Below are 17,861 nucleotides of genomic sequence, written 5' to 3' on the forward strand. Positions count from 1 at the left end.
TGTGAAGCGTTCGTCTCGCTCCCGTTATGGTTGTGCTTGTCTTCGCAGATGATTATGACGGCATGATGTTTTTTTACTCCACCATCACTATGTTCTGAGGTGGTTGGATTCGATAGACGATAAAGGTGTTGCAAGTGGTTGAATTGCTCTGGATATATGGGGGGGATTTAACTGCGCGCAGTTAACCGTTTCTCATTGAAGCACCAAAACCTCATCACCCAAGCCGACGGATGCAGATTCGTCGGCTTTCTTGTTTTTAATCAGAACAGAGGATGGATGGTGCAGACATGGCTAGCTTTCATGTGGAGTTCAAGCACGGGTATAGAGGGGAGGCGAAGTCTCACGCAGACTACATAGCCAGGGCTGGATCTCATGGAGCAAGGAGAGATCTGGTCTATTCCGGACATGGAAATCTGCCGGAATGGACAGGAGGGGCTCCAACCAAACTGTGGAAAGCTTCCGATCAATACGAGCGCAAGAACGGTACCGCGTTCCGAGAGGCGATCATTGCTCTGCCCAATGAGTTGACGCTGGAGCAGAACATTGCACTGGTGAATGATCTGGTGGAGAAAGTTGCACCAGAAAGGCCGCATCAGGTTGCGATTCACGCGCCGAAGTCATCGCTGCAAGGTGAGCCGAATCCTCATGCTCACGTAATGACATGCGAACGCATGGCGGATGGGATCGATCGGCCTGCTGAAAAGTTCTTCTCCAGATACAACAGCAAGCAACCCGAGAAAGGTGGGCGGAGAAAAGCGAGGTGCGGGTACGAGAAGGAACAGCGATTGGGCGAGATCATCGACTTGCGAAGAACTGTCGCAGACACGATCAATGATCATCTGAGGATGAACGGGCACTCGGCCCGCGTGGATCATCGCACCTTGAGGGAGCAGGGAATCAAGCGGGAGCCGGAACTGCATCTAGGGCAAGAGCACATCAGGAACATGCTCCCCGAAGAGAAGGCTGTTCACGTCGCTATGAGACGTGAGGAGTCCGAAGCTTCGCAATGAGTCCTTCTTTCACGTTGATCGAGATCAGCGGCTCTTTCTGGAATCTGGCTGGTCACGCCATTCGATCACTTCGCGTCTCTTCCAACGGATTGTGGTCGGTCCGTAGGTAACTTCCTTGGGGAAGTCTGGTCTTTTTCTATAGTTGTCGACTGTACCTACGGATACGTCAAGGAGTTTGGCTACTCCCCTCTTGTCCAGCATGTTTTCGTCTGGTGCGGCCGGATCTCTCGTGTTCTTCTGGTCCAAGCCGTCAGGTGGCGAATCTGCCGTGCTTGGCCGTGATGCTAGCGTGGGTTCTGCTGGTGTTTTGTCGACAACAGGAGCTGGCAAGGAAGGTGTGGTTGGAGACTGGGGCGCTTTCCGAGGCTCTTTTAATCTCTCTGGCAATGAGGCCCTGGAGTCGGCCGTTTTCTCGGTGGACTCCAGGGATGCCTGCGCAGCCCGGCTTGGTCGTTTGTAGCCGGGCGGCAAGTACGAACTTTTCAGCAGCATCCTCCCGAACACGAACGAGGGAAGCTGCTGGACGTCGTAGGCTTCCTGAGCGTAGTTGCTCGGCAGATCCAGTGAATCGCTGGGCAGAATAGGCTCAAGGCGAGAATGCGTGGCGAGATTCCCGTCATTCTTCCACCACGGCGTCACTCCATGGTTGTCGAGGAAAGTCTTGAGGGTGCTTTGCGTCATCCAGGCTTCCGCTGTCAGCAGAGTGGTTCGCTTCGCGTCCGATATTTGGAGGATCAGGGCGCCTTTCCGGGCATCTTCCATAAGCTCTCGATGGAACTGCAAGAACATGGCTGCTCTGGTGCGCCTGTCGAGCAGCAAATGGTGCTCGTGGATGAAGAATGGAAAGATGTTCTCACCTGCTTCCAGCATCGCTTCCAGTAGGGATTCGTATTGGGATGGGGGAACGGGATAGCGTAAGGGGGAGAGCGTCTTGGCGTATCTGGCGAGAATCTCTTCACTTTGTTGCTTGCCGACAAGGGCACTGGTGGCCCCGGTTCCGTCACGCTCGAAGAAGCCCGCTACCAGCGCTTTTCCGCTTAACACGCCTTTCATAGGCAGCTTGGCGTATACGACGAGGCTGATCGCGTCGTAGATATTGATCCTGTCTTTCGCAAAGAGCTGGCGAGGGAAAAGGAAGTGGCGGTCAGACATCTCACCCATGGGAAATTTCAGACTGGCAGTGGTTCGCCCAAGCATCCATCAGGGCCCGCCTTTTCTCAAGCGCATCTCCTCGCCGATAGGCAGCCTCGGTCTTGTTCGGAAGTACGTGCGCGAGCGCCATCTCCGCCAGTTCGCTCTGGAACTGCGTGGACTCGCCAACCCAGTCCCGAAACGTGGATCGGAATCCGTGTGGAACGGCTTCCACTTCCATCCGGCGCATTACGGCGATCAGGCTCATGTCCGAAAGCATTCCGCCTTTGGGATTGCTGAAGATCAGGATCTGTTTGCCGGGTCTTGGAAGGGATTTGGCTACGGCCAGAACATCAAGCGCGGCCTTGCTGAGGGGGACGCGATGTTCCCGCTTGGCTTTCATGCGCAAGGCGGGGATGGTCCAGATGGACTGTTCAAAGTCGATCTCTGCCCATTCGGCACCGCGAACTTCGCCGCTGCGTGCTGCAGTGAGGATCAGGAACCGCAGTGCCAGCGCGCTTGATCCATGTTGACCGACCAACTGCCGGACGAACGCAGGCGTGGCCGTCGCTGCCATGGCCTTGAAGTGCCGGACCCGATGGATCTTGCTCTGCGCGGGAAAGACCTTGTCGAGATGGCCTTTCCAGCGGGCCGGGTTCTCGCCCTCGCGATGCCCCCGGACACGTGCCCAGTCGAGAATGCTCTCGATACGTCCCCTGAGCCGCGACGCAGTTTCGCTCTTTTCAGTCCAGATCGGCTCAAGCACGGCGATGACATGGTGCTCAGTGATGGCATCGACCGACATTTGTCCAAGGACGGGATACGCGTAGGTCTCCAGCGTGCTGCTCCACTGCTTACGGTGCTTTGCGTTCTTCCAGCCCGACTCCTGAAAGGAGATGTAAGCGCTTGCCACCTCATCGAACGTGCGGCGGGAAGCCTGCTGCGCACGAAGCGCATTGGCCGCCAGCCGACGCCCGTGGACAGGGTCGATGCCCTTGGCTATCTGTTCTCGAGCCTCTCTGGCCTTTTCACGTGCCTGTGCAAGGGTGACCGACGGATACCCCCCGAGGCCGAGATGTTTCCTCTTGCCGCCCACCATGGTGCGCAACACCCAGGATCGCCCATCTGCCTCGTTCACGTAGAGGTATAGACCCGTGACTCCACCAGCAGCATGATTGCCAGGGCGTGTCAGGCGACTGACTTCAAGTGCGCTGAGCTCTTTAGCTTTCTTCGGCATATGGCGGAGACTTTTCTCTTCTACCATCAACTCTACCAAAGAAAATTCGCTTGCATTGGTTGAGCTTGTGACGATTTGCCATCACAAAATCTCACAACTTGATAAATATCAATTTGTTGTGACGTAATTTTGTGTGGTCTTGGCAGGTCTTGTGAGCCCTCCGCGCAGACACTCTCTCCGCCAACCCGCCAACCCGCCCCGCCAACGCGTTCCGGAATGGGTTCCGGTAGAGGCATTCCCTCGCGCTGCTCGTTCCGGGGGGATCGGGACGCGTTTTCCGGAGCTTTCGCGCGTTCCCGGGGGATCGGTCGCGCCGGATGCTCGTCGGTGGATGGTATGCCTGGCGCAGGTCGTGTTCCGCGCCTGCCGCCTTTCAGCCGTCGACGCGCCTGGAAAGGGTTTGCAGGATCTCGCCCAGGCGGTAGGGCTTGGCGATGAAGTGCACGTCCTGCGGCAATCCCTCGATCCAGCCTTCCGCATGCCCGGAGGCCAGCACGATCTTGAGCTCCGGACGCAGGCTGGCTGCCCGCTTTGCCAGGTCCACGCCGGACAGGCCGGGCATGACGACATCGGAAAACAGGATGTCGATGCTCGCATCATTGTGGATCTTTTCCAGCGCTTCCTCGCCGTTCGTCGCGGTGAGCACCGCATAGCCCTCGTCGGCCAGCGCTTCGGAAACCACTTCGAGGATCGGCTTGTCGTCGTCGACCATGAGGATCTTGACAGGCGTCTCGCCGTCGCCCGACCCATCCGCGGGATTGACTGGAAACGACAGGATCACGTTGGTCCCCTTGCCTTCCTCGCTTTCGATGGCCACGGTTCCGCCCAGGTGCGCAACGGTGCCATATACCTGGCTCAAACCCAGGCCGCTGCCCTTGCCGACTTCCTTGGTGGTGAAGAATGGATCCATCGCCTTGCTCAGGACATCGGGCGACATGCCGGTGCCGTTGTCGCGCACGCTGACGACGACGCTCTGGGTCCCGCCCGGCGCGGTCCGGAGCCTGGAGTTGACGTCGATGCGGCCGCCTTCGGGCAGGGCGTCGCGCGCGTTGATCACAAGGTTGAGCAGCGCGGCATCGAACTGCGAAGCCTCGAGCGATACCTGCGGCAGGTTGGGCTCGAGGTCGAACCCGAATTCGATGGTGGCGTCGCAGGCGCGATACAGCATGGGCTTGCTGGCGACGATGACCGCATTGACGTCCTGCACCTTGGTGCGCGTCAGGTCGCCGCGCGAAAACGCCAGCAGCTGCCTGGTCAGCAGGGCGCCCCGATCTGCGGCGCGCTGGGCGATGCTGGCCGAACGCGCGATCTTCGCGACATCGCCATCGCAGGCGACGATGCGATCAATGGAGTTGGTAATGACCGTCAGGATGTTGTTGAAATCGTGCGCCAGCCCGAGCGTGAGCCTGCCGATCGCCTCGGCCTTCTGCGACTGCATGAACGCATCCTGCGCCTTCTGGATGGCCAGGGTCGCTTCGCGCCGCTCGGACATGTCGCGCGTGACCTTGGCGAAGCCGATCAGTTCGTCGCCATCCCGGATCGGATCGATCACCACGCTGGCCCAGAACCGGCTGCCGTCCCTGCGCATCCGCCAGCCTTCGCGCTCGTACTTGCCCTCGATCGCGGCCGTCTGCAATGCCCGCGCAGGCTCGCCCCTCTCGTTGTCCTCGGGGGTGTAGAACATCGAGAAGTTGCGCCCCAGGACCTCTTTCGCGGAGTATCCCTTGATGCGCTCGCCACCGGTGTTCCAGCTCGCGATCGTGCCGTCCGGTTCCAGCAGGTAGATCGCGTAATCCACGACGCCATGGATCAGGATCTGCAACTGTTGCGCCTCGCCCAGCGTCGATACCGAATCGCGCGCCATCCACTCCCCCTTGCTCGCATGCCAATCCGCGGGACGCTAGCAACGCCCGGGCAAGGAAGGCGTGAAGGCGGGCGCCGGCGCCGCCGACCGCAGAGGCAAGCGGTTGCCCCGCTGGGCGCCCGGGAGCGGCGCCTGTCAGAAATTCCCGACAGGATGTCGCGGCGAACCGCGCTTGTCCGGGCCGCCCGCGACGCTTAGTCTGGGTTGCAACCGCTGGGGAGCGGCACGGAGAGGGAAGACAATGGCGATACGGACATTCCTCGTGGATGACCACGCGCTGGTGCGCACGGGCATCCGGTTGATCCTGTCGGATACCGTGGACATCGACGTCGTCGGTGAAGCGGAGTCCGGGGAGGCGGCGCTGCCGCGGATCCGCGAATTGCGGCCCGACGTGGTGGTGTGCGACATGCACCTGCCCGGCATCAGCGGGCTGGAGGTGACCGAGCGGCTCATGAAGGGCCGGTGCGGTGCGCGGGTGGTGATCGTGTCGGTGCTGGAGGATGGACCGATCCCGAAACGGGTGATCGCGGCCGGTGCATCGGCCTACGTCGGCAAGGGTGGCAATCCGATGGAACTGGTGAACGCGGTGCGGGAGGCCGCGCAGGGCAAGCGCTATCTCGCCAGCGGAGTCGCGCAGAACCTTGCCCTCGCCGGTCTGAACGGCGGCGGCGCCACGCCTTTCGATGCATTGACGCGGCGCGAACTCGAAGTGGCGATGCTGCTGCTGCAGGGGCTGCGCCAGGAAGATATCGCCAGGCGCCTGAGCCTGAGCGCGAAGACCGTCAATACGCACAAGTCCAGGCTGTTCGCGAAGCTGGGAATCCACGACGGGATATCGCTGGCGCGGCTGGCGCAGCAGTACGGACTCACCGACCCCACGCAGGCGGCCTGACGCGGTCCACAGCATGCCCGCGCTCCGGGCGTGGGCGGCTGGCTGGAGTTGGTGAACCGGCCAGCCCGCTTCAGCGGGAAGCGGGCCTTCGGCAAGCCCGGGGTAACTCGACGCTGCGTCGAGTCCGTAGCGGATATTTCCGCCTAGTACTCCCCGGGTACATCGTCACTTTGCGGCGAGCGGCACCCCGAGGTGGATGGTCTCTCCACCTCGGGGCGACCGCGTGTTCAGGCGCTGTGCGAAGCCGCCTTGTCTTCGGGCTTGTCGGCGTCGTCCTGTTCGCCTGCCTTCGTTGTCGCGGCAACCGTCTCGTCGTCCACAGCTTCCTGCTGCAACGGCGCCGCATGGGCGGGCTCGTCGAACAGGCCGGGCGTGCGGATGTCGCTGCTCGCTGTCGTCGCTGCAGGCACCTGGACGATTGGCGTGGATGCGGCGACCGGTGCCGGATCCTGGATCACTGCAGGCGGTGGCACGATTTCAGGTTCCACGACGGCGGTGGCTGGCTGCGACGCCGGCGCATCGACCTCCGCGACGGTTGCGGCGGCAGCGTCCTGCGAGGACGAGGTGATCGGCGCGGCGAGATCGGCATTGCCGTGCAGGATCTGCGGCATGGCCTGCGCCTGGGGCTCGCTTCCGGTTGCCGCGGCCGGAGACGCGGGTGCGGGCGCATCGGCCGGGGGCGCGTCGGATTGCGTCGCAACGTTCTCCGGCGGCTGCACCTGCGGTGCGGCTTCTTCGGCCGTCCGGGTGATCGCATCGGCGGATTCGCGGGTCCCGGTCTCGACCACGGCAGCCGGCATTTCCTCGCGTGCGGGAGCACTGGCGGCCTTCCCGGGCTGCTGCAAGGCGGCCTGCGGCTCTGCGGCGGATTGCGGTGGCGTCTTCACGTCGTCGTCGAAGTCGAACTCGGGCTGCGAGCGATCGGCGGCCTTGGCACCATCGTCGCCTGCGGCCTGATCGTCGTCGACCGGCATCGCGGCAACCGCGTCACCGTTGCCACGGCGGCGGCGGCGACCACCACGACGTCCGCGACGGCGGCGACCCGTGCCTTCGCCTTCCTCGGCCTTGGCGTCGGTTGAATCAGGATGATCCGCACTGGCCTGTGCGTCGGACTGCAGCGCAGTGTCGTGATCCGGTGCCGCATTTGCCTCGCCCGTCGCGAGCGGGGCGGCGATCGCTGCGGCCGTCGTCGCGGCCGTGATCGCGACTGCCTGCGTCGTCTCCGGGACGGAAGCAATCTTCTCGATCTTCTCGGCAGCTGCGGCTTCCTGGGCGGTGTCGCTGCGCTGCTCGTCGGACCGTGCCCTGGGCGATTGCGACTGGCCCTGCTGCCTTGGCTGGTTCTGCTTCGGCTGCTTCTGGCGGGTGCCGGCCTGCTTGTTCTGTCGCGGTGCCTTGCCCTGGCCATCCTGCGCCTGCTGGCGCTGGCCATCGCTGCGTGGCTCGTCGCGGCGCGGCTCGTCACGGCGCGAGCGATCGCGGTCGCGACCCTGCCCCTGCTTGCCGCCGCGGCCGTCGCGGCGCTGGCCGCCGCGTTCGTTGCGCTCACCGCGTCCGCCCTGCGAGCGATCGCGATCGGCCGGCGTGGGGCGGGCGGGCGCGTCGCCGCCGAACAGGCTCTTCAACCAGCCGATCACGCCACCGCTGCTTGCGGGTGCCGCCACGGGTGCCGGTGCCTGGCGCGCCGCGGCCTGCTCGGGCATCGGCTCGGGACGCTGCTCGCGCAGCGGCGCTGGCTGGGCCGGACGCACGTTGGTCACCGCGGCCGGCGGCGGCACGTTGAGGTTGGCCTTGGTCAGCGCAATGGTGGCTGCCTTGCGCGGCGTGCCGCGGCGGTAGCTGGGCTTGCTGCTTTCCTCGCCCAGCTCGTTCTCGCGCAGGCGCGTGACTTCGTAGTGCGGCGTGTGCAGCTGTTCGTCGGCGACGATCACGATTGGCGCCTCGTGGCGCTGCTCGATCTCGCGCAGCGCGCTACGCTTCTCGTTGAGCAGGTAGTTGGCGATGTCGACCGGCGCCTGCACCAGCACCTGCCCGGTGTTCTCCTTCATCGCGTGCTCTTCGGCGACGCGGACGATCGACAGCGACAGCGATTCGATGCTGCGCATGCGGCCGTGGCCTTCGCAGCGCGGGCAGACGATCTGGCTGGATTCGCCCAGGCTCGCGCGCAGGCGCTGGCGCGACAGCTCCAGCAGGCCGAAGCGCGAGATGCGGCCCAGCTGCACGCGCGCGCGGTCGAACTTCAGCGCGTTCTGCAGCTTGTTCTCGACGTCGCGCTGGTGCTTGTTGCTCGACATGTCGATGAAGTCGATCACCACCAAGCCACCGAGGTCGCGGATGCGCATCTGGCGTGCGACTTCCTCCGCTGCCTCCAGGTTGGTGTTGAACGCGGTCTCTTCGATGTCGCCGCCCTTGGTGGCGCGCGCGGAGTTGACGTCGATCGCGGTCAGCGCCTCGGTCTGGTCGATCACCAGCGCGCCGCCCGACGGCAAGCGCACGGTGCGCTCGTAGGCGCTCTCGATCTGCGACTCGATCTGGAAGCGGTTGAACAGCGGCGTGTCGTCGGTGTAATGCTTGAGCTTGCGCAGGTTGTGCGGCATCACCTGCTCGACGAACTCCTTCGCCTCGGCGTACATCTCCGGCGTGTCGACCAGGATCTCGCCGATGTCGGCGCGCATGTAGTCGCGCAGCGCGCGGATGATCAGGCGCGATTCCTGGTAGATCAGGAACGGGGCCGGCTTCTTCAGCGCGGCCTCGGCGATCGCCCGCCACACGCTCAGCAGGTAGTCCAGGTCCCACTGCAGTTCTTCGGCATCGCGGCCGACGCCGGCGGTGCGGATGATCACGCCCATGTCGTCCGGGATTTCCAGCGCGTCCATCGCCTTCTTCAGCTCGGCGCGGTCGTCGCCCTCGATCCGGCGCGAGACGCCGCCCGCGGTGGGCGAGTTGGGCATCAGCACCATGTAGCGACCGGCCAGCGAGATGAACGTGGTCAGGGCCGCGCCCTTGTTGCCGCGCTCGTCCTTGTCGACCTGGACGACGACCTCCTGGCCCTCGCGCAGCAGTTCCTTCAGCCCGGCCTTGCTGTGGTCGACGCCGGCCTGGAAGTAGTCGCGGGAGATTTCCTTCAGCGGCAGGAAGCCGTGGCGATCGCCGCCATACTCGACGAAGGCGGCCTCGAGCGAGGGTTCGAGCCGGGTGATGCGGCCCTTGTAGATGTTGGACTTCTTCTGTTCCTTCGACGGCTGCTCGATATCGATGTCGTAGAGCGCCTGTCCGTCGACGATGGCCACGCGCAGTTCTTCAGCCTGCGTCGCGTTGATCAGCATGCGTTTCATGATCGTTCCTTGCGCGCTTTGATCCTGCCGAAAACGGCAGGCGCACGGAACGCCGGGGCGTTTCGCCTGGAGACTTCGTGCCGGCGGCCGCGCATGCGCAGCCCCCGGCCTGGTTTTCCAGCGCTACGACACCACGGCGGACCGCGGGAGCGCTTGTTCTGTTCGAATGTGTTGCGGGACCGGCGGCGGCTTCGAACCTGCATTGGCAGGACCTCGGCGCCACACGGGACATGTTCAGCCACCGGCCTCTGACAAGCCGGGCGGGGGTGCGGAGCCGATGGGCCGTCGCTGGTAACATCAATGCCCCGGGGGCAGTGGTGTCGCGCGGACCTATCCGCCGGGAGGTGGGCTTTCGGCCCGGTTTGCCGCTTGCCGGAGACTTGGCGTGTGGCAGTAACTCCCCGCGAAATCAGAACCTTACCTCGCGTCGCGAGTGTATCAGACCAAGAGAGCCGATGGCCCATTCAGATTCCCCGGTGACGCCCGGCGCGCCGCGAGCCGGCGCGGGCGGCGGCGTGCGCCTGGTGCGGGTGCCGGACGACCGCGCCGGCCAGCGGCTGGACAATTTCCTGCTGGGCCAGCTCAAGGGCGCGCCCAAGTCATTGGTCTACAAGATCGTGCGCAGCGGCCAGGTGCGGGTGAACGGCGGCCGCGCCAGGGCCGAGACGCGGCTCGAGGGTGGGGACGAGGTGCGGATTCCGCCGGTTCGTCTCACCGAGCCTGGCGACAAGGGCCAGCCGGGCAAGAGCCTGCTCGAGGCGATGGCGGCCAGCATCGTGTTCGAGGACACGAGGCTGCTTGCGATCAGCAAGCCATCGGGCATCGCCAGCCACGGCGGCAGCGGGATCAGTTTCGGCGTGATCGAAACCCTGCGCGCGCTGCGTCCCAACCAGCCGATGGAACTGGTGCATCGGCTCGACCGCGACACGTCCGGGCTGATGGTGGTGGCCAAGAAGCGCTCCGCGCTGGCCGAACTGCAGGCGCTGATGCGCGAGGACGGCGCCGGCCTTCGCAAGCGTTACCTCGCGCTGCTGGCCGGGCGCATGCCCGACGGGGTAATGAGCGTCGACGCACCGCTGCACGTCGGCCTGCGGCAGGGCGGCGAACGCCACGTCCAGGTCAACGACGCCGGCAAGGCATCGATGAGCCATTTCCGCGTGCTCGAGCGCCGCGGTGGGCATTCGTATTGCGAGGTGCGCATCGAAACCGGCCGCACCCACCAGATCCGCGTGCATGCGCAGCACATCGGCCACCCCGTTGCAGGCGACGACAAGTACGGTGACCTGGACGTCAACAGGCGACTGCGCGAACAGATCGGGCTCAAGCGCCTGTTCCTGCACGCGGCCTCGATGGAGTTCGCACTCGACGCCGGCCGCGTTCCCTATGTGCTCAGTGCGCCGCTGGCACCGGAACTGCTGGCGGTGCTGGACCGGCTGGGCAGCTGAGGTAGCGCGGCGCGGCGCCGCGACCAGGTCAGGGGTCGAATCTGACCGGAATGCGCATCGGGTAGCCGAAGGTTTCTCCGCCCGCGTGGGCAGGCAGGTAGCGCCACTTCCCGGCGGCCGCGACGGCGCGCGCGTCGACTTCGGCGAAGCCGCTCGATTCCTCGACGTCCACCTGCGCAGGCGAGGCATCGGGGGCTACCCAGACGACGAGTACCACGTTCACCGGCCCCGTCCTGTCGAGGAGGCCCCTCGGCGGCGCGCGCGGCGGGTGGCGACGCATGTAGGCAATGTGCACGCCGGATCCCATGGGTTCGGGCAGCGCTGCTTTCGACGAGGCCTGTTCCACCAGGCCCGGCCATTCGGGCGATTCGTGCAGCGGCGCCAGGTCGGGGTCGGCGACCAGGTTGTCGTGCTCGCGAAAGGCGGGATGGTCGATCGCGTGCCGCACTTCGGCCAACGCGCCAGCGGTGTCGCCGGCGCGCACCAGGCAGCGCGCGGCGCGCAGGTGCGTGCCCGGCAGCGGCCATCGCTGCGCGGCCAGCAGGGCGCGTAACCGGTCCGCGCATCCAGTGCCGTCTTCCGCTGCCGCGAGCGCGTCGACGCTCGGTGCAGGCGAGTCCTCCCGCGCAAGCGCGGCAAAGGCTGCCAGCGCGATCGCCGCGCCGGCGAACCATTGGAACTGACGTTCCCGACCGTTCTGTCGTTGCATCGTGCTGCCCCCTTGTGATGCCCAATGTAACCTGACAGCGGGACAATGATTGCGAGGTGCTCGTCAACGGGCCGCCTGCCGCGACGTTCCGCAGGTGCAGGGTCCGGTGGTCGGGCCAGGGAGAAAATCCATGCGATGGTTGCTTGCAATGCTTCTCGTGCTCGCCATGGCGCCGGCGATGGCTGATTTCTCGTTCCGTTTCGGCGACGCCGTGGTCGCCACCGGCGACAGCGGCGCAACCGTGATCCGCAAGGCGGGGCGCAAGCCGGACCGCATCGTCACCCTCGAGAACCGCCACGGCGCCGCGGTCGGCGAGCGCTGGGAGTACTACCTCGACAACAAGCAGGTCAATTTCGAGATCCGCGACGGCCGCGTCGTCGATATCCAGGAAATCCGCTAGTTCGGTGCCCTCCAGCGCACCGGGGGCGGCGCCGTCCGCGCAGGCGAATGGCCTTGCCGGGCCCGGCCGGCCCGGCAACGGGCGGTGCAGCCGGGTCCACTGCGCTCCGGATGAAGTACCCGCACGCGTCGCCGTCGGCACGGACCACGCGGGGTAGGGTTTTTCCTACCCGACGACGCGCCGTTCACCGACTGTATTCGCCCGCGGAACCGGCGATGCTGGCTTCGCCCCGGCGGCCCACCCATGCAACGGCATTGGATGCCGCTCAGCAACGGACATCGGGTGCGACCTTGAGCAAGTCGTCGCCGGGCCGGGGCACATCTTCCGCATTGCGGAGTGCGAAATGCAGCGTCACATGCTCAGTGTCAAGCCCGACCGCGGCGGTTGGGTGCTTGCCGACGAGGACCGGCCGATCGAATGGTTCCGGACCATGCGCAGTGCCGTGGCCATCGGGGAAGTGAAGGCCTATGCGCTGTTCCTGTTTGGCGGCACCCCGAGTGCGCTGACGGTTTTCGTGGACAGCACGACCAGCGTCACCGCCGTGCAATACGGCTAGGCCGCCAGCAAAAAGGCCACGCTTTGCGGCGTGGCCTCGTGCGTGGTGCCGAAGGTGGGACTCGAACCCACACGGTTTTAAGGCCGGCGGATTTTGAGTCCGCTGCGTCTACCGATTCCGCCACTTCGGCGCGGAGGCGGATTATAGCGGATGGATGGGGCTCAGAATCCGCCGTAGCGGGCCATGGCGGCGGCGCAGACGAAGATCACCGCGATCAGGATCAGCTCGAAGCGGACGATGTGCCGCAGGTGGCGGACCTCGTCCTGGGCGGGGAGGAATGCGGGGTCGGCCTTGAGCGCCTTGCGCCAGCGCAGGAAGCGCAGCGTGGGCCACACCGACAGCAGGCCGACCAGCAGGAAGGCGCCGAGCTTGGCGTGGAACCACGGGTTGTGCAGGTAGAAGTCCGCGCCCATGAGGCCCTGGAAGACGCGCAGTGATCCGACCACCAACAGCAGCAGCGCGATGATACCGTAGCCGCGGTCGATGCCGCCGAGCTTCGCCAGCGCGATCGCGTCGATGTGTCCGCGCAGCAGCACGGACTGGGCGACGAGCATCGCAACCAGGCCGAAGACCAGCAGGTGATGCATGGACGCCAGGAGCAGGTCGGTGAGCATCGGGAGTGATTCGCGTTCCGGGAACGGCGAGGTTAGCAACGCATGCCCGCGATGCGAGGTGCTGCAAGTCACTTCGTGGTTGTAATGGCAGCCCGCGATCCCGATTCGGGGCTTGATGCGCGCAGGGGACCGTGGACACCTCCCGATCGCCAATCCCACTGCCGCCGAAACGGCACCGGTCCGCTTCGATATGGTTCTGCTGCGAGGGTTCGTTTTCCGCCCGCTCTATGGCCCGGGCGGCAGTGATGAAAGCCATGCGGACAGCGCGTCGATGCTGTCGTCGTCCAGCCGTTCGCCGACGCCGGTCATCACGAAATCCGTGGTCGAGTCGCGCATCTTGCCGTTGCGGTATTCGGCAAGCTTGGTTTGCAGGTAGATCGCCTGCTGGCCGCGCAGGGCGGGGTAGGCCGCATATGGCGCGTGGCCGTCGCGATCGGCGTGGAGCGCGTTGACATGCCCGCCCGCATCCGGACCATGGCAGCCCTGGCACGGGGGAATGCCCCTGGACGGGTCGCCGGACATGTAGATCTGTTCCCCACGCCGGGCCAGCGTCGCATCTGCTGGAGCGGCTTCGGCTTCCACATCGGCATCAGGCTCGGCAGGCGTGGCGGTTGGTGCAAGGCCGGCGTAATAGGCGGCGAAGTCGAGCATGTCCTGGTTGCTCAATTCGGCGACCAGCGGCGACATCGGCGAATCGGGATTGCGCTTGAACTCCACCAGTTGCCAATACAGGAAGTCGGCGCGCTGGCCGGCGAGGTTCGGGAACGTGGGCACGGGCGAGATGCCCTGCGGTCCGTGGCAGGCCGCGCAAAGTTCGGACTTGGCCTGGCCCGCCGCGGCGTTGCCGGCAATCGGCTTTGCGCGGCGCAGGTCGACATAAGGCTTGCTGGACGGCTTGCCGGTCGATTCGCCGGCCGGATCGGCAGCGGGTGCATCCTGTTCCGCTTGGGGTGCAGGGGTTTCAACGGCTTCCGCGGCTTCCGCCGTTGCTGGCGGGTCCTGCGACTGGGCGATGGCGAGCGCACTGATGGTGCACGCGGCAATGAACGCAAGCAGGCGAGGCAGGCGCGTCATAGCCGCATCTCCAGCAGTGCGCCGACCATGTTGACGCTGTAGTTCTCGGGGCCGCCGTCGATGTAGACGCGGTGGTCATAGACCTGGCCATCCTCGAAACCAGCGTAGTGCCAGTCGAACAACCGGCCGCGCTGATAGCGATCGAAGATGCGCAGGCTTACACGTGGATGCAGCGGGATCGTCACGCCGACGGTCAGCGCGTTGACGCGATGGATCATCGGCGCGAACTGCCCGGTCAGCAGCGGGTCCAGCGTCGGCAGGGTGAGCGCGCCAGGCGAGTTGTAGCGATAGCCTGTGGTGCCGCGCGAATAGGTCCAGTCCCACGCCGCGTCCAGTGTCACCCGGCCCATGCGCTGGGTCAGGTTGGCACCGGCGTAATGGTTGCGCTGGCGATCGTTGACCCACCAGCGGTTGGCATCCGGATACGTGGTGCCGCCGAGTGTCGGATCCGCGGTCAGCGCCGCGTCATTGACGTTGGCAATGTCCAGCACCGAGCGGTCATAGCCGTACCAGGCGCTTGCCACGGTGGAGGTCGTGGGTTGCCATTCCCATTGCAGGCTGCCGCCCAGGGTGTCGTAGCCACGGCGGCCCAGGATGGCGTCGTAATCGTTCCAGTCGCCGCGCACCGACGCGTAAAGGGTCATCTCGCGCGGCAGGGTGAAAGTCGCCATCAGGTCGAGCTTGTTCTGCGTGCGGCTGCCGACGTCGTACTTGCGCAGCGCCGAGACGGTATGCGCGACTTCCCCTCCGGTATAGCCGGGCAGGGCACTGGAGAAAGTGAACTCGTACGGATCGTAGTCGTACTCGCTGCCGGTGCGCCGCAGCCAGGTGTAGTTGGCGCGGAAGGTCAGCCAGTCAAGCGCGCGGTTGTGCCAGCTGATCTTCAGCGAGTTGTCGTTGGTGGTCGCGACCTCGCGATGCGTGCGTTCGGTGCGCTCGAACGTGTAGGTGGCGTCCAGCGTGTTCTTGTCGCCCAGGCGCCAGTCGCCGCCTAATGAAAGCTGGTGCAACTCGCGGTCCAGCGGCAGGTTGCGGATGCGGGTGGGCGCGGCGGAGTTGAAGCCCGGATCCCAGATGCCGGCTTCACCGGGAACGACGCTGCCCTGGGAGCCGTTTTCGGCCGGATAGCCCCACTTCCCGGTAAGCGGGTTGTACATCCAGTAAGTGCCGTCGTAGTCCTCGCGCTGGAACTTGGCGTTCGCGCGCCAGGTCGCGGTGTCGGTCGGCTGCAGCACCACGCGCGCATCGACCATCTGGGTGTCGATGCCCAGGTCCGCGCGCTTGCGCGAAAGTGCGTCGGTGGTGTTCCAGTTGCTGCAGTCGTGCAGCGCGCCGGGGATGACCGGTATGCCGAACTGCCCCTGGCACGTCATCGGCGCGACGATGCGGTCGTTCTGGCGCATGCGGCCACCGGTGGCGGTCAGCGAAAAATCGCCGTTCCACGCGATCTTGCGGCTGACGCTGGCACGCAGGTGGTGGTAGTCGTTGTCGGGCTCGTAGGAGAACTGGCCGGTGGTGAGCGCTGGCGACACGAGGCCGGGCACCACCGGCGACAGCCCGAACGGCACCTCGTAGTCGAATGCCGCGTTGGCGTGGCGGAAGAACGATCCCGAATAGCTGAAATCCATGCGCCAGGCGTTGCCGACGAAGCGCGCGCCGCCGTTGAAGTTCACCGTGCTGTCCTCGACCGGCCGCGGGATCTCGTAGATGCCGCCGTTGTTGGCAAAGGGATAGTTGAAGAAAAATGGCCCGCCGAACGGGCGCGCGCCTTCGCGGCTCTCGTGGCTGGCGTTGGCGTAGGCAGTCCAGCGCCGGTTGACCATGTAGCTGATGCCCACGCCCTGTTTTTCGCGGACCACCTTGAGGATGCGCTCGGGCAGCGCCGCGGAGACGGCCGCGACCTGCGCGCTGGTGCTGCCGGCCGGGACCAGTCCGCCGGTGAGGGTGAGATGGTTGCTGCCCACGCCATCCCAGATCGAGCGGGCGTTGGCGCTGGTGACATTGGCCTGGCTGCGCGCGAACGCTTGCACCCTGTACTTGCCTGCACGGCCGAACACCGCGCGCACATACTGGCTGTCCTCGTTGAGGTGGCTGGCGCGCAGGTCGAAGTAGCTGCCGTCCACGGCCTTTTCGAAGCGCAGGTCGGCACCCACGTAGACATCGTCGTCCCAGTTGGAAAAGCGCCGCCAGTCGGTGTTGTTATCGTCGCCCCACACACCGAGGTAGCCCAGTGCGATCGAGCCACGATGGCGCCACGCGCCGTCGCCGGAGAACGCCGGCCACGCGGGCGGGCAGGGGTAGAGGAAGCCCGTGGGCGTGCGCTTGCGCTGGGCGGTAAGCCAGGTGGCGCCATCCGGATCGCAGCCCAGCAGCGCGGTGCCGCCGCTGGGGTCGAGCGCATTGCCGAACTGCAGGTCGGTGCCCAGGCCCGAGTCCTGCGCAAGGGCCGCGGGCGCCGCCAGCCAAAGTGCCGATGCGAGCAGCGAAAGCTGCAGGACGGTCTTGCGTTCGCGTTTGCGCATCGCCGTGCTCCCTACTTGTGGAACCGCGGGCCCGCCGGGTTGTTGGAACCGTGGATCTGGGAGTGGCACGTCAGGCAGCCACGACCCATCAGGCGCTCGTCCGGCGCCATCGCATTGCCGAGCATCTGTTCGTTGAACATGTCGTTGGGGTGGCGCGTGTGCGAATGGCATTGCTGGCACAGCATCGGCACCGGTGCCACCAGCAGCGCGTGCTGGTTGGAACCGTGCGGCGTGTGGCAGTTGAGGCAGTTCTCGCGCACCGGTGCGTGTTCGAACAGGAACGGGCCGCGCTTCTCGGCGTGGCACTGGTAGCAGGTCTCGTTGACCGTATCGGTCTTCAGCAACGCGACATTGATGGTGCCGTGCGGGTTGTGGCAATCCACGCAGGCCATCTGGCCTTCGGGCAGGGGCATGTGCGATCGGCGGTTGAACTGCTGGCGGATGTCCTTGTGGCAGGTGGCGCAGGTTTCGTTGATCGACTGCCTGGCTTGCAGGCCCTCGCCGGAGAACTGCGCCATCGGGTTGTGGCAGTCGCTGCACGACAGCTGGTTGCGCTGGTGGATCGAGCCCAGCCAGTGGTCGCGCGGGCCGCCGGCGTGGCAGCCGAGGCAGCTTTCGGCCTGCGTCTTGACCGGGGTGCCGCCGTCCTTGGTGAAGGCAATGATCGCGCCGGCTTGCGCGGGGTTCTGCGCATGGGTCGAGCCCGGGCCGTGGCAAGCCTCGCAGGTGGCGGTATCGGGATTGGCGGTGAAGGCGACCTGCATGCCCAGCGCATGCGTGGTGTGGGCGAAGGTCTGGCTTTCCTTGCTGTGGCAGGCGGTGCAGGTCTGCTGGCCGACGACCTTGGCATCAGGCGCAAGCGGGTTCTTGGGCACGGGCGCGTCGGCGAAGCCCGGTGCGGCGTCGAAGCCGTGGACTGCCTGCGGATTCTCGCTGCCGAAGTGGGTGGGCGGGAGTTGATAGGGGGCGGCCGCGGATGCGCTTTCCTGTGCGGCAATCGGCGCCAGCGATGCTGCGATCGCAAAGACGCCCGCTGTGGCCAAGCCAATGGCTATGAAGACCCGCATCGTTC

At 65.4% G+C, this 17,861-nt stretch carries 14 protein-coding genes, 1 tRNA gene and 1 pseudogene; 5 read left to right on the forward strand and 11 right to left on the reverse strand.

Annotation, left to right across the window (positions count from 1 at the left end; translation table 11 throughout):
- The first annotated feature begins 272 nt into the window (after positions 1 to 272).
- Positions 273 to 1,010 (forward strand): MobA/MobL family protein, encoded by a 738-nt coding sequence (locus tag H570_RS0105860; RefSeq protein WP_211219082.1) that lies wholly within the window; start codon positions 273 to 275, stop codon positions 1,008 to 1,010.
- 24 nt (positions 1,011 to 1,034) lie between these two features.
- On the opposite strand, the gene H570_RS18845 is transcribed toward H570_RS0105860, so the two are convergent.
- The 4 genes and pseudogenes from H570_RS18845 to H570_RS0105875 all read right to left on the reverse strand — a co-directional run.
- Positions 1,035 to 2,162: a helix-turn-helix transcriptional regulator gene (locus H570_RS18845; protein ID WP_169447739.1), complete on the reverse strand. Its 1,128-nt coding sequence runs from the start codon at positions 2,160 to 2,162 to the stop codon at positions 1,035 to 1,037.
- A 1-nt stretch (position 2,163) separates the two neighbouring features.
- The gene (locus H570_RS16585; protein ID WP_342664541.1) at positions 2,164 to 3,405 is read right to left on the reverse strand and encodes a tyrosine-type recombinase/integrase; all 1,242 of its coding nucleotides are present in this window, start codon (positions 3,403 to 3,405) and stop codon (positions 2,164 to 2,166) included.
- A 346-nt stretch (positions 3,406 to 3,751) separates the two neighbouring features.
- A complete protein-coding gene (locus tag H570_RS19360; protein ID WP_245559556.1) occupies positions 3,752 to 4,090 on the reverse strand; it encodes a response regulator in 339 nt (112 codons plus the stop codon).
- Positions 4,091 to 4,141: 51 nt separating this feature from the next.
- Positions 4,142 to 5,242: pseudogene (locus H570_RS0105875) on the reverse strand (ATP-binding protein); the annotation flags it as partial.
- A gap of 241 nt (positions 5,243 to 5,483) precedes the next feature.
- Between H570_RS0105875 and H570_RS0105880 the strand changes: the two are divergent.
- Positions 5,484 to 6,134 carry a response regulator gene (locus H570_RS0105880; protein WP_027079931.1) on the forward strand — a complete coding sequence of 217 codons (651 nt, stop codon included), beginning with the start codon at positions 5,484 to 5,486 and terminating at the stop codon, positions 6,132 to 6,134.
- A gap of 227 nt (positions 6,135 to 6,361) precedes the next feature.
- On the opposite strand, the gene H570_RS16590 is transcribed toward H570_RS0105880, so the two are convergent.
- Entirely contained in the window at positions 6,362 to 9,469 is a 3,108-nt protein-coding gene (locus H570_RS16590; RefSeq protein WP_051176162.1) for an Rne/Rng family ribonuclease, read from the reverse strand.
- Between the two features lie 455 nt (positions 9,470 to 9,924).
- Between H570_RS16590 and H570_RS0105890 the strand changes: the two genes are divergently transcribed.
- The gene (locus tag H570_RS0105890; protein WP_051176163.1) at positions 9,925 to 10,914 is read left to right on the forward strand and encodes an RluA family pseudouridine synthase; all 990 of its coding nucleotides are present in this window, start codon (positions 9,925 to 9,927) and stop codon (positions 10,912 to 10,914) included.
- Between the two features lie 28 nt (positions 10,915 to 10,942).
- On the opposite strand, the gene H570_RS18125 is transcribed toward H570_RS0105890, so the two are convergent.
- Positions 10,943 to 11,623, reverse strand: coding sequence for a TonB family protein (locus H570_RS18125; RefSeq protein WP_051176164.1), 681 nt, complete (start codon positions 11,621 to 11,623; stop codon positions 10,943 to 10,945).
- 130 nt (positions 11,624 to 11,753) lie between these two features.
- Between H570_RS18125 and H570_RS0105900 the strand changes: the two genes are divergently transcribed.
- Both H570_RS0105900 and H570_RS0105905 read left to right on the forward strand, forming a co-directional pair.
- On the forward strand, positions 11,754 to 12,023 hold the full coding sequence (locus tag H570_RS0105900; RefSeq protein ID WP_156899869.1) for a hypothetical protein: 270 nt from the start codon (positions 11,754 to 11,756) through the stop codon (positions 12,021 to 12,023).
- Between the two features lie 343 nt (positions 12,024 to 12,366).
- Positions 12,367 to 12,579, forward strand: coding sequence for a hypothetical protein (locus H570_RS0105905; RefSeq protein ID WP_156899870.1), 213 nt, complete (start codon positions 12,367 to 12,369; stop codon positions 12,577 to 12,579).
- Between the two features lie 43 nt (positions 12,580 to 12,622).
- Here H570_RS0105905 and H570_RS0105910 read toward each other — a convergent pair.
- The 5 genes from H570_RS0105910 to H570_RS0105930 form a co-directional block, all read right to left on the reverse strand.
- A tRNA-Leu gene (locus H570_RS0105910) sits at positions 12,623 to 12,709 on the reverse strand.
- A gap of 31 nt (positions 12,710 to 12,740) precedes the next feature.
- Positions 12,741 to 13,193 carry a DUF2214 family protein gene (locus H570_RS0105915; RefSeq protein WP_027079935.1) on the reverse strand — a complete coding sequence of 151 codons (453 nt, stop codon included), beginning with the start codon at positions 13,191 to 13,193 and terminating at the stop codon, positions 12,741 to 12,743.
- Positions 13,194 to 13,418: 225 nt separating this feature from the next.
- A complete protein-coding gene (locus tag H570_RS18130) occupies positions 13,419 to 14,267 on the reverse strand; it encodes a c-type cytochrome (protein WP_051176165.1) in 849 nt (282 codons plus the stop codon).
- A complete protein-coding gene (locus H570_RS0105925) occupies positions 14,264 to 16,789 on the reverse strand; it encodes an MtrB/PioB family outer membrane beta-barrel protein (RefSeq protein ID WP_027079936.1) in 2,526 nt (841 codons plus the stop codon). The genes H570_RS18130 and H570_RS0105925 overlap by 4 nt, the downstream gene beginning before the upstream one ends.
- A gap of 11 nt (positions 16,790 to 16,800) precedes the next feature.
- Entirely contained in the window at positions 16,801 to 17,856 is a 1,056-nt protein-coding gene (locus H570_RS0105930) for a DmsE family decaheme c-type cytochrome (RefSeq protein WP_036135327.1), read from the reverse strand.
- Positions 17,857 to 17,861: the final 5 nt, after the last annotated feature.

The sequence above is a fragment of the Luteimonas mephitis DSM 12574 genome (assembly GCF_000422305.1).
GTDB lineage: Bacteria > Pseudomonadota > Gammaproteobacteria > Xanthomonadales > Xanthomonadaceae > Luteimonas > Luteimonas mephitis.

Coding starts and splice junctions, on each gene's coding strand:
- H570_RS0105860 (WP_211219082.1), top strand. CDS start 273: ATGGATGGTGCAGACATGGCTAGCTTTCATGTGGAGTTCAAGCACGGG.
- H570_RS18845 (WP_169447739.1), bottom strand. CDS start 2,162: ATGTCTGACCGCCACTTCCTTTTCCCTCGCCAGCTCTTTGCGAAAGAC.
- H570_RS16585 (WP_342664541.1), bottom strand. CDS start 3,405: ATGGTAGAAGAGAAAAGTCTCCGCCATATGCCGAAGAAAGCTAAAGAG.
- H570_RS19360 (WP_245559556.1), bottom strand. CDS start 4,090: ATGGTCGACGACGACAAGCCGATCCTCGAAGTGGTTTCCGAAGCGCTG.
- H570_RS0105880 (WP_027079931.1), top strand. CDS start 5,484: ATGGCGATACGGACATTCCTCGTGGATGACCACGCGCTGGTGCGCACG.
- H570_RS16590 (WP_051176162.1), bottom strand. CDS start 9,469: ATGAAACGCATGCTGATCAACGCGACGCAGGCTGAAGAACTGCGCGTG.
- H570_RS0105890 (WP_051176163.1), top strand. CDS start 9,925: ATGGCCCATTCAGATTCCCCGGTGACGCCCGGCGCGCCGCGAGCCGGC.
- H570_RS18125 (WP_051176164.1), bottom strand. CDS start 11,623: ATGCAACGACAGAACGGTCGGGAACGTCAGTTCCAATGGTTCGCCGGC.
- H570_RS0105900 (WP_156899869.1), top strand. CDS start 11,754: ATGCGATGGTTGCTTGCAATGCTTCTCGTGCTCGCCATGGCGCCGGCG.
- H570_RS0105905 (WP_156899870.1), top strand. CDS start 12,367: ATGCAGCGTCACATGCTCAGTGTCAAGCCCGACCGCGGCGGTTGGGTG.
- H570_RS0105915 (WP_027079935.1), bottom strand. CDS start 13,193: ATGCTCACCGACCTGCTCCTGGCGTCCATGCATCACCTGCTGGTCTTC.
- H570_RS18130 (WP_051176165.1), bottom strand. CDS start 14,267: ATGACGCGCCTGCCTCGCCTGCTTGCGTTCATTGCCGCGTGCACCATC.
- H570_RS0105925 (WP_027079936.1), bottom strand. CDS start 16,789: ATGCGCAAACGCGAACGCAAGACCGTCCTGCAGCTTTCGCTGCTCGCA.
- H570_RS0105930 (WP_036135327.1), bottom strand. CDS start 17,856: ATGCGGGTCTTCATAGCCATTGGCTTGGCCACAGCGGGCGTCTTTGCG.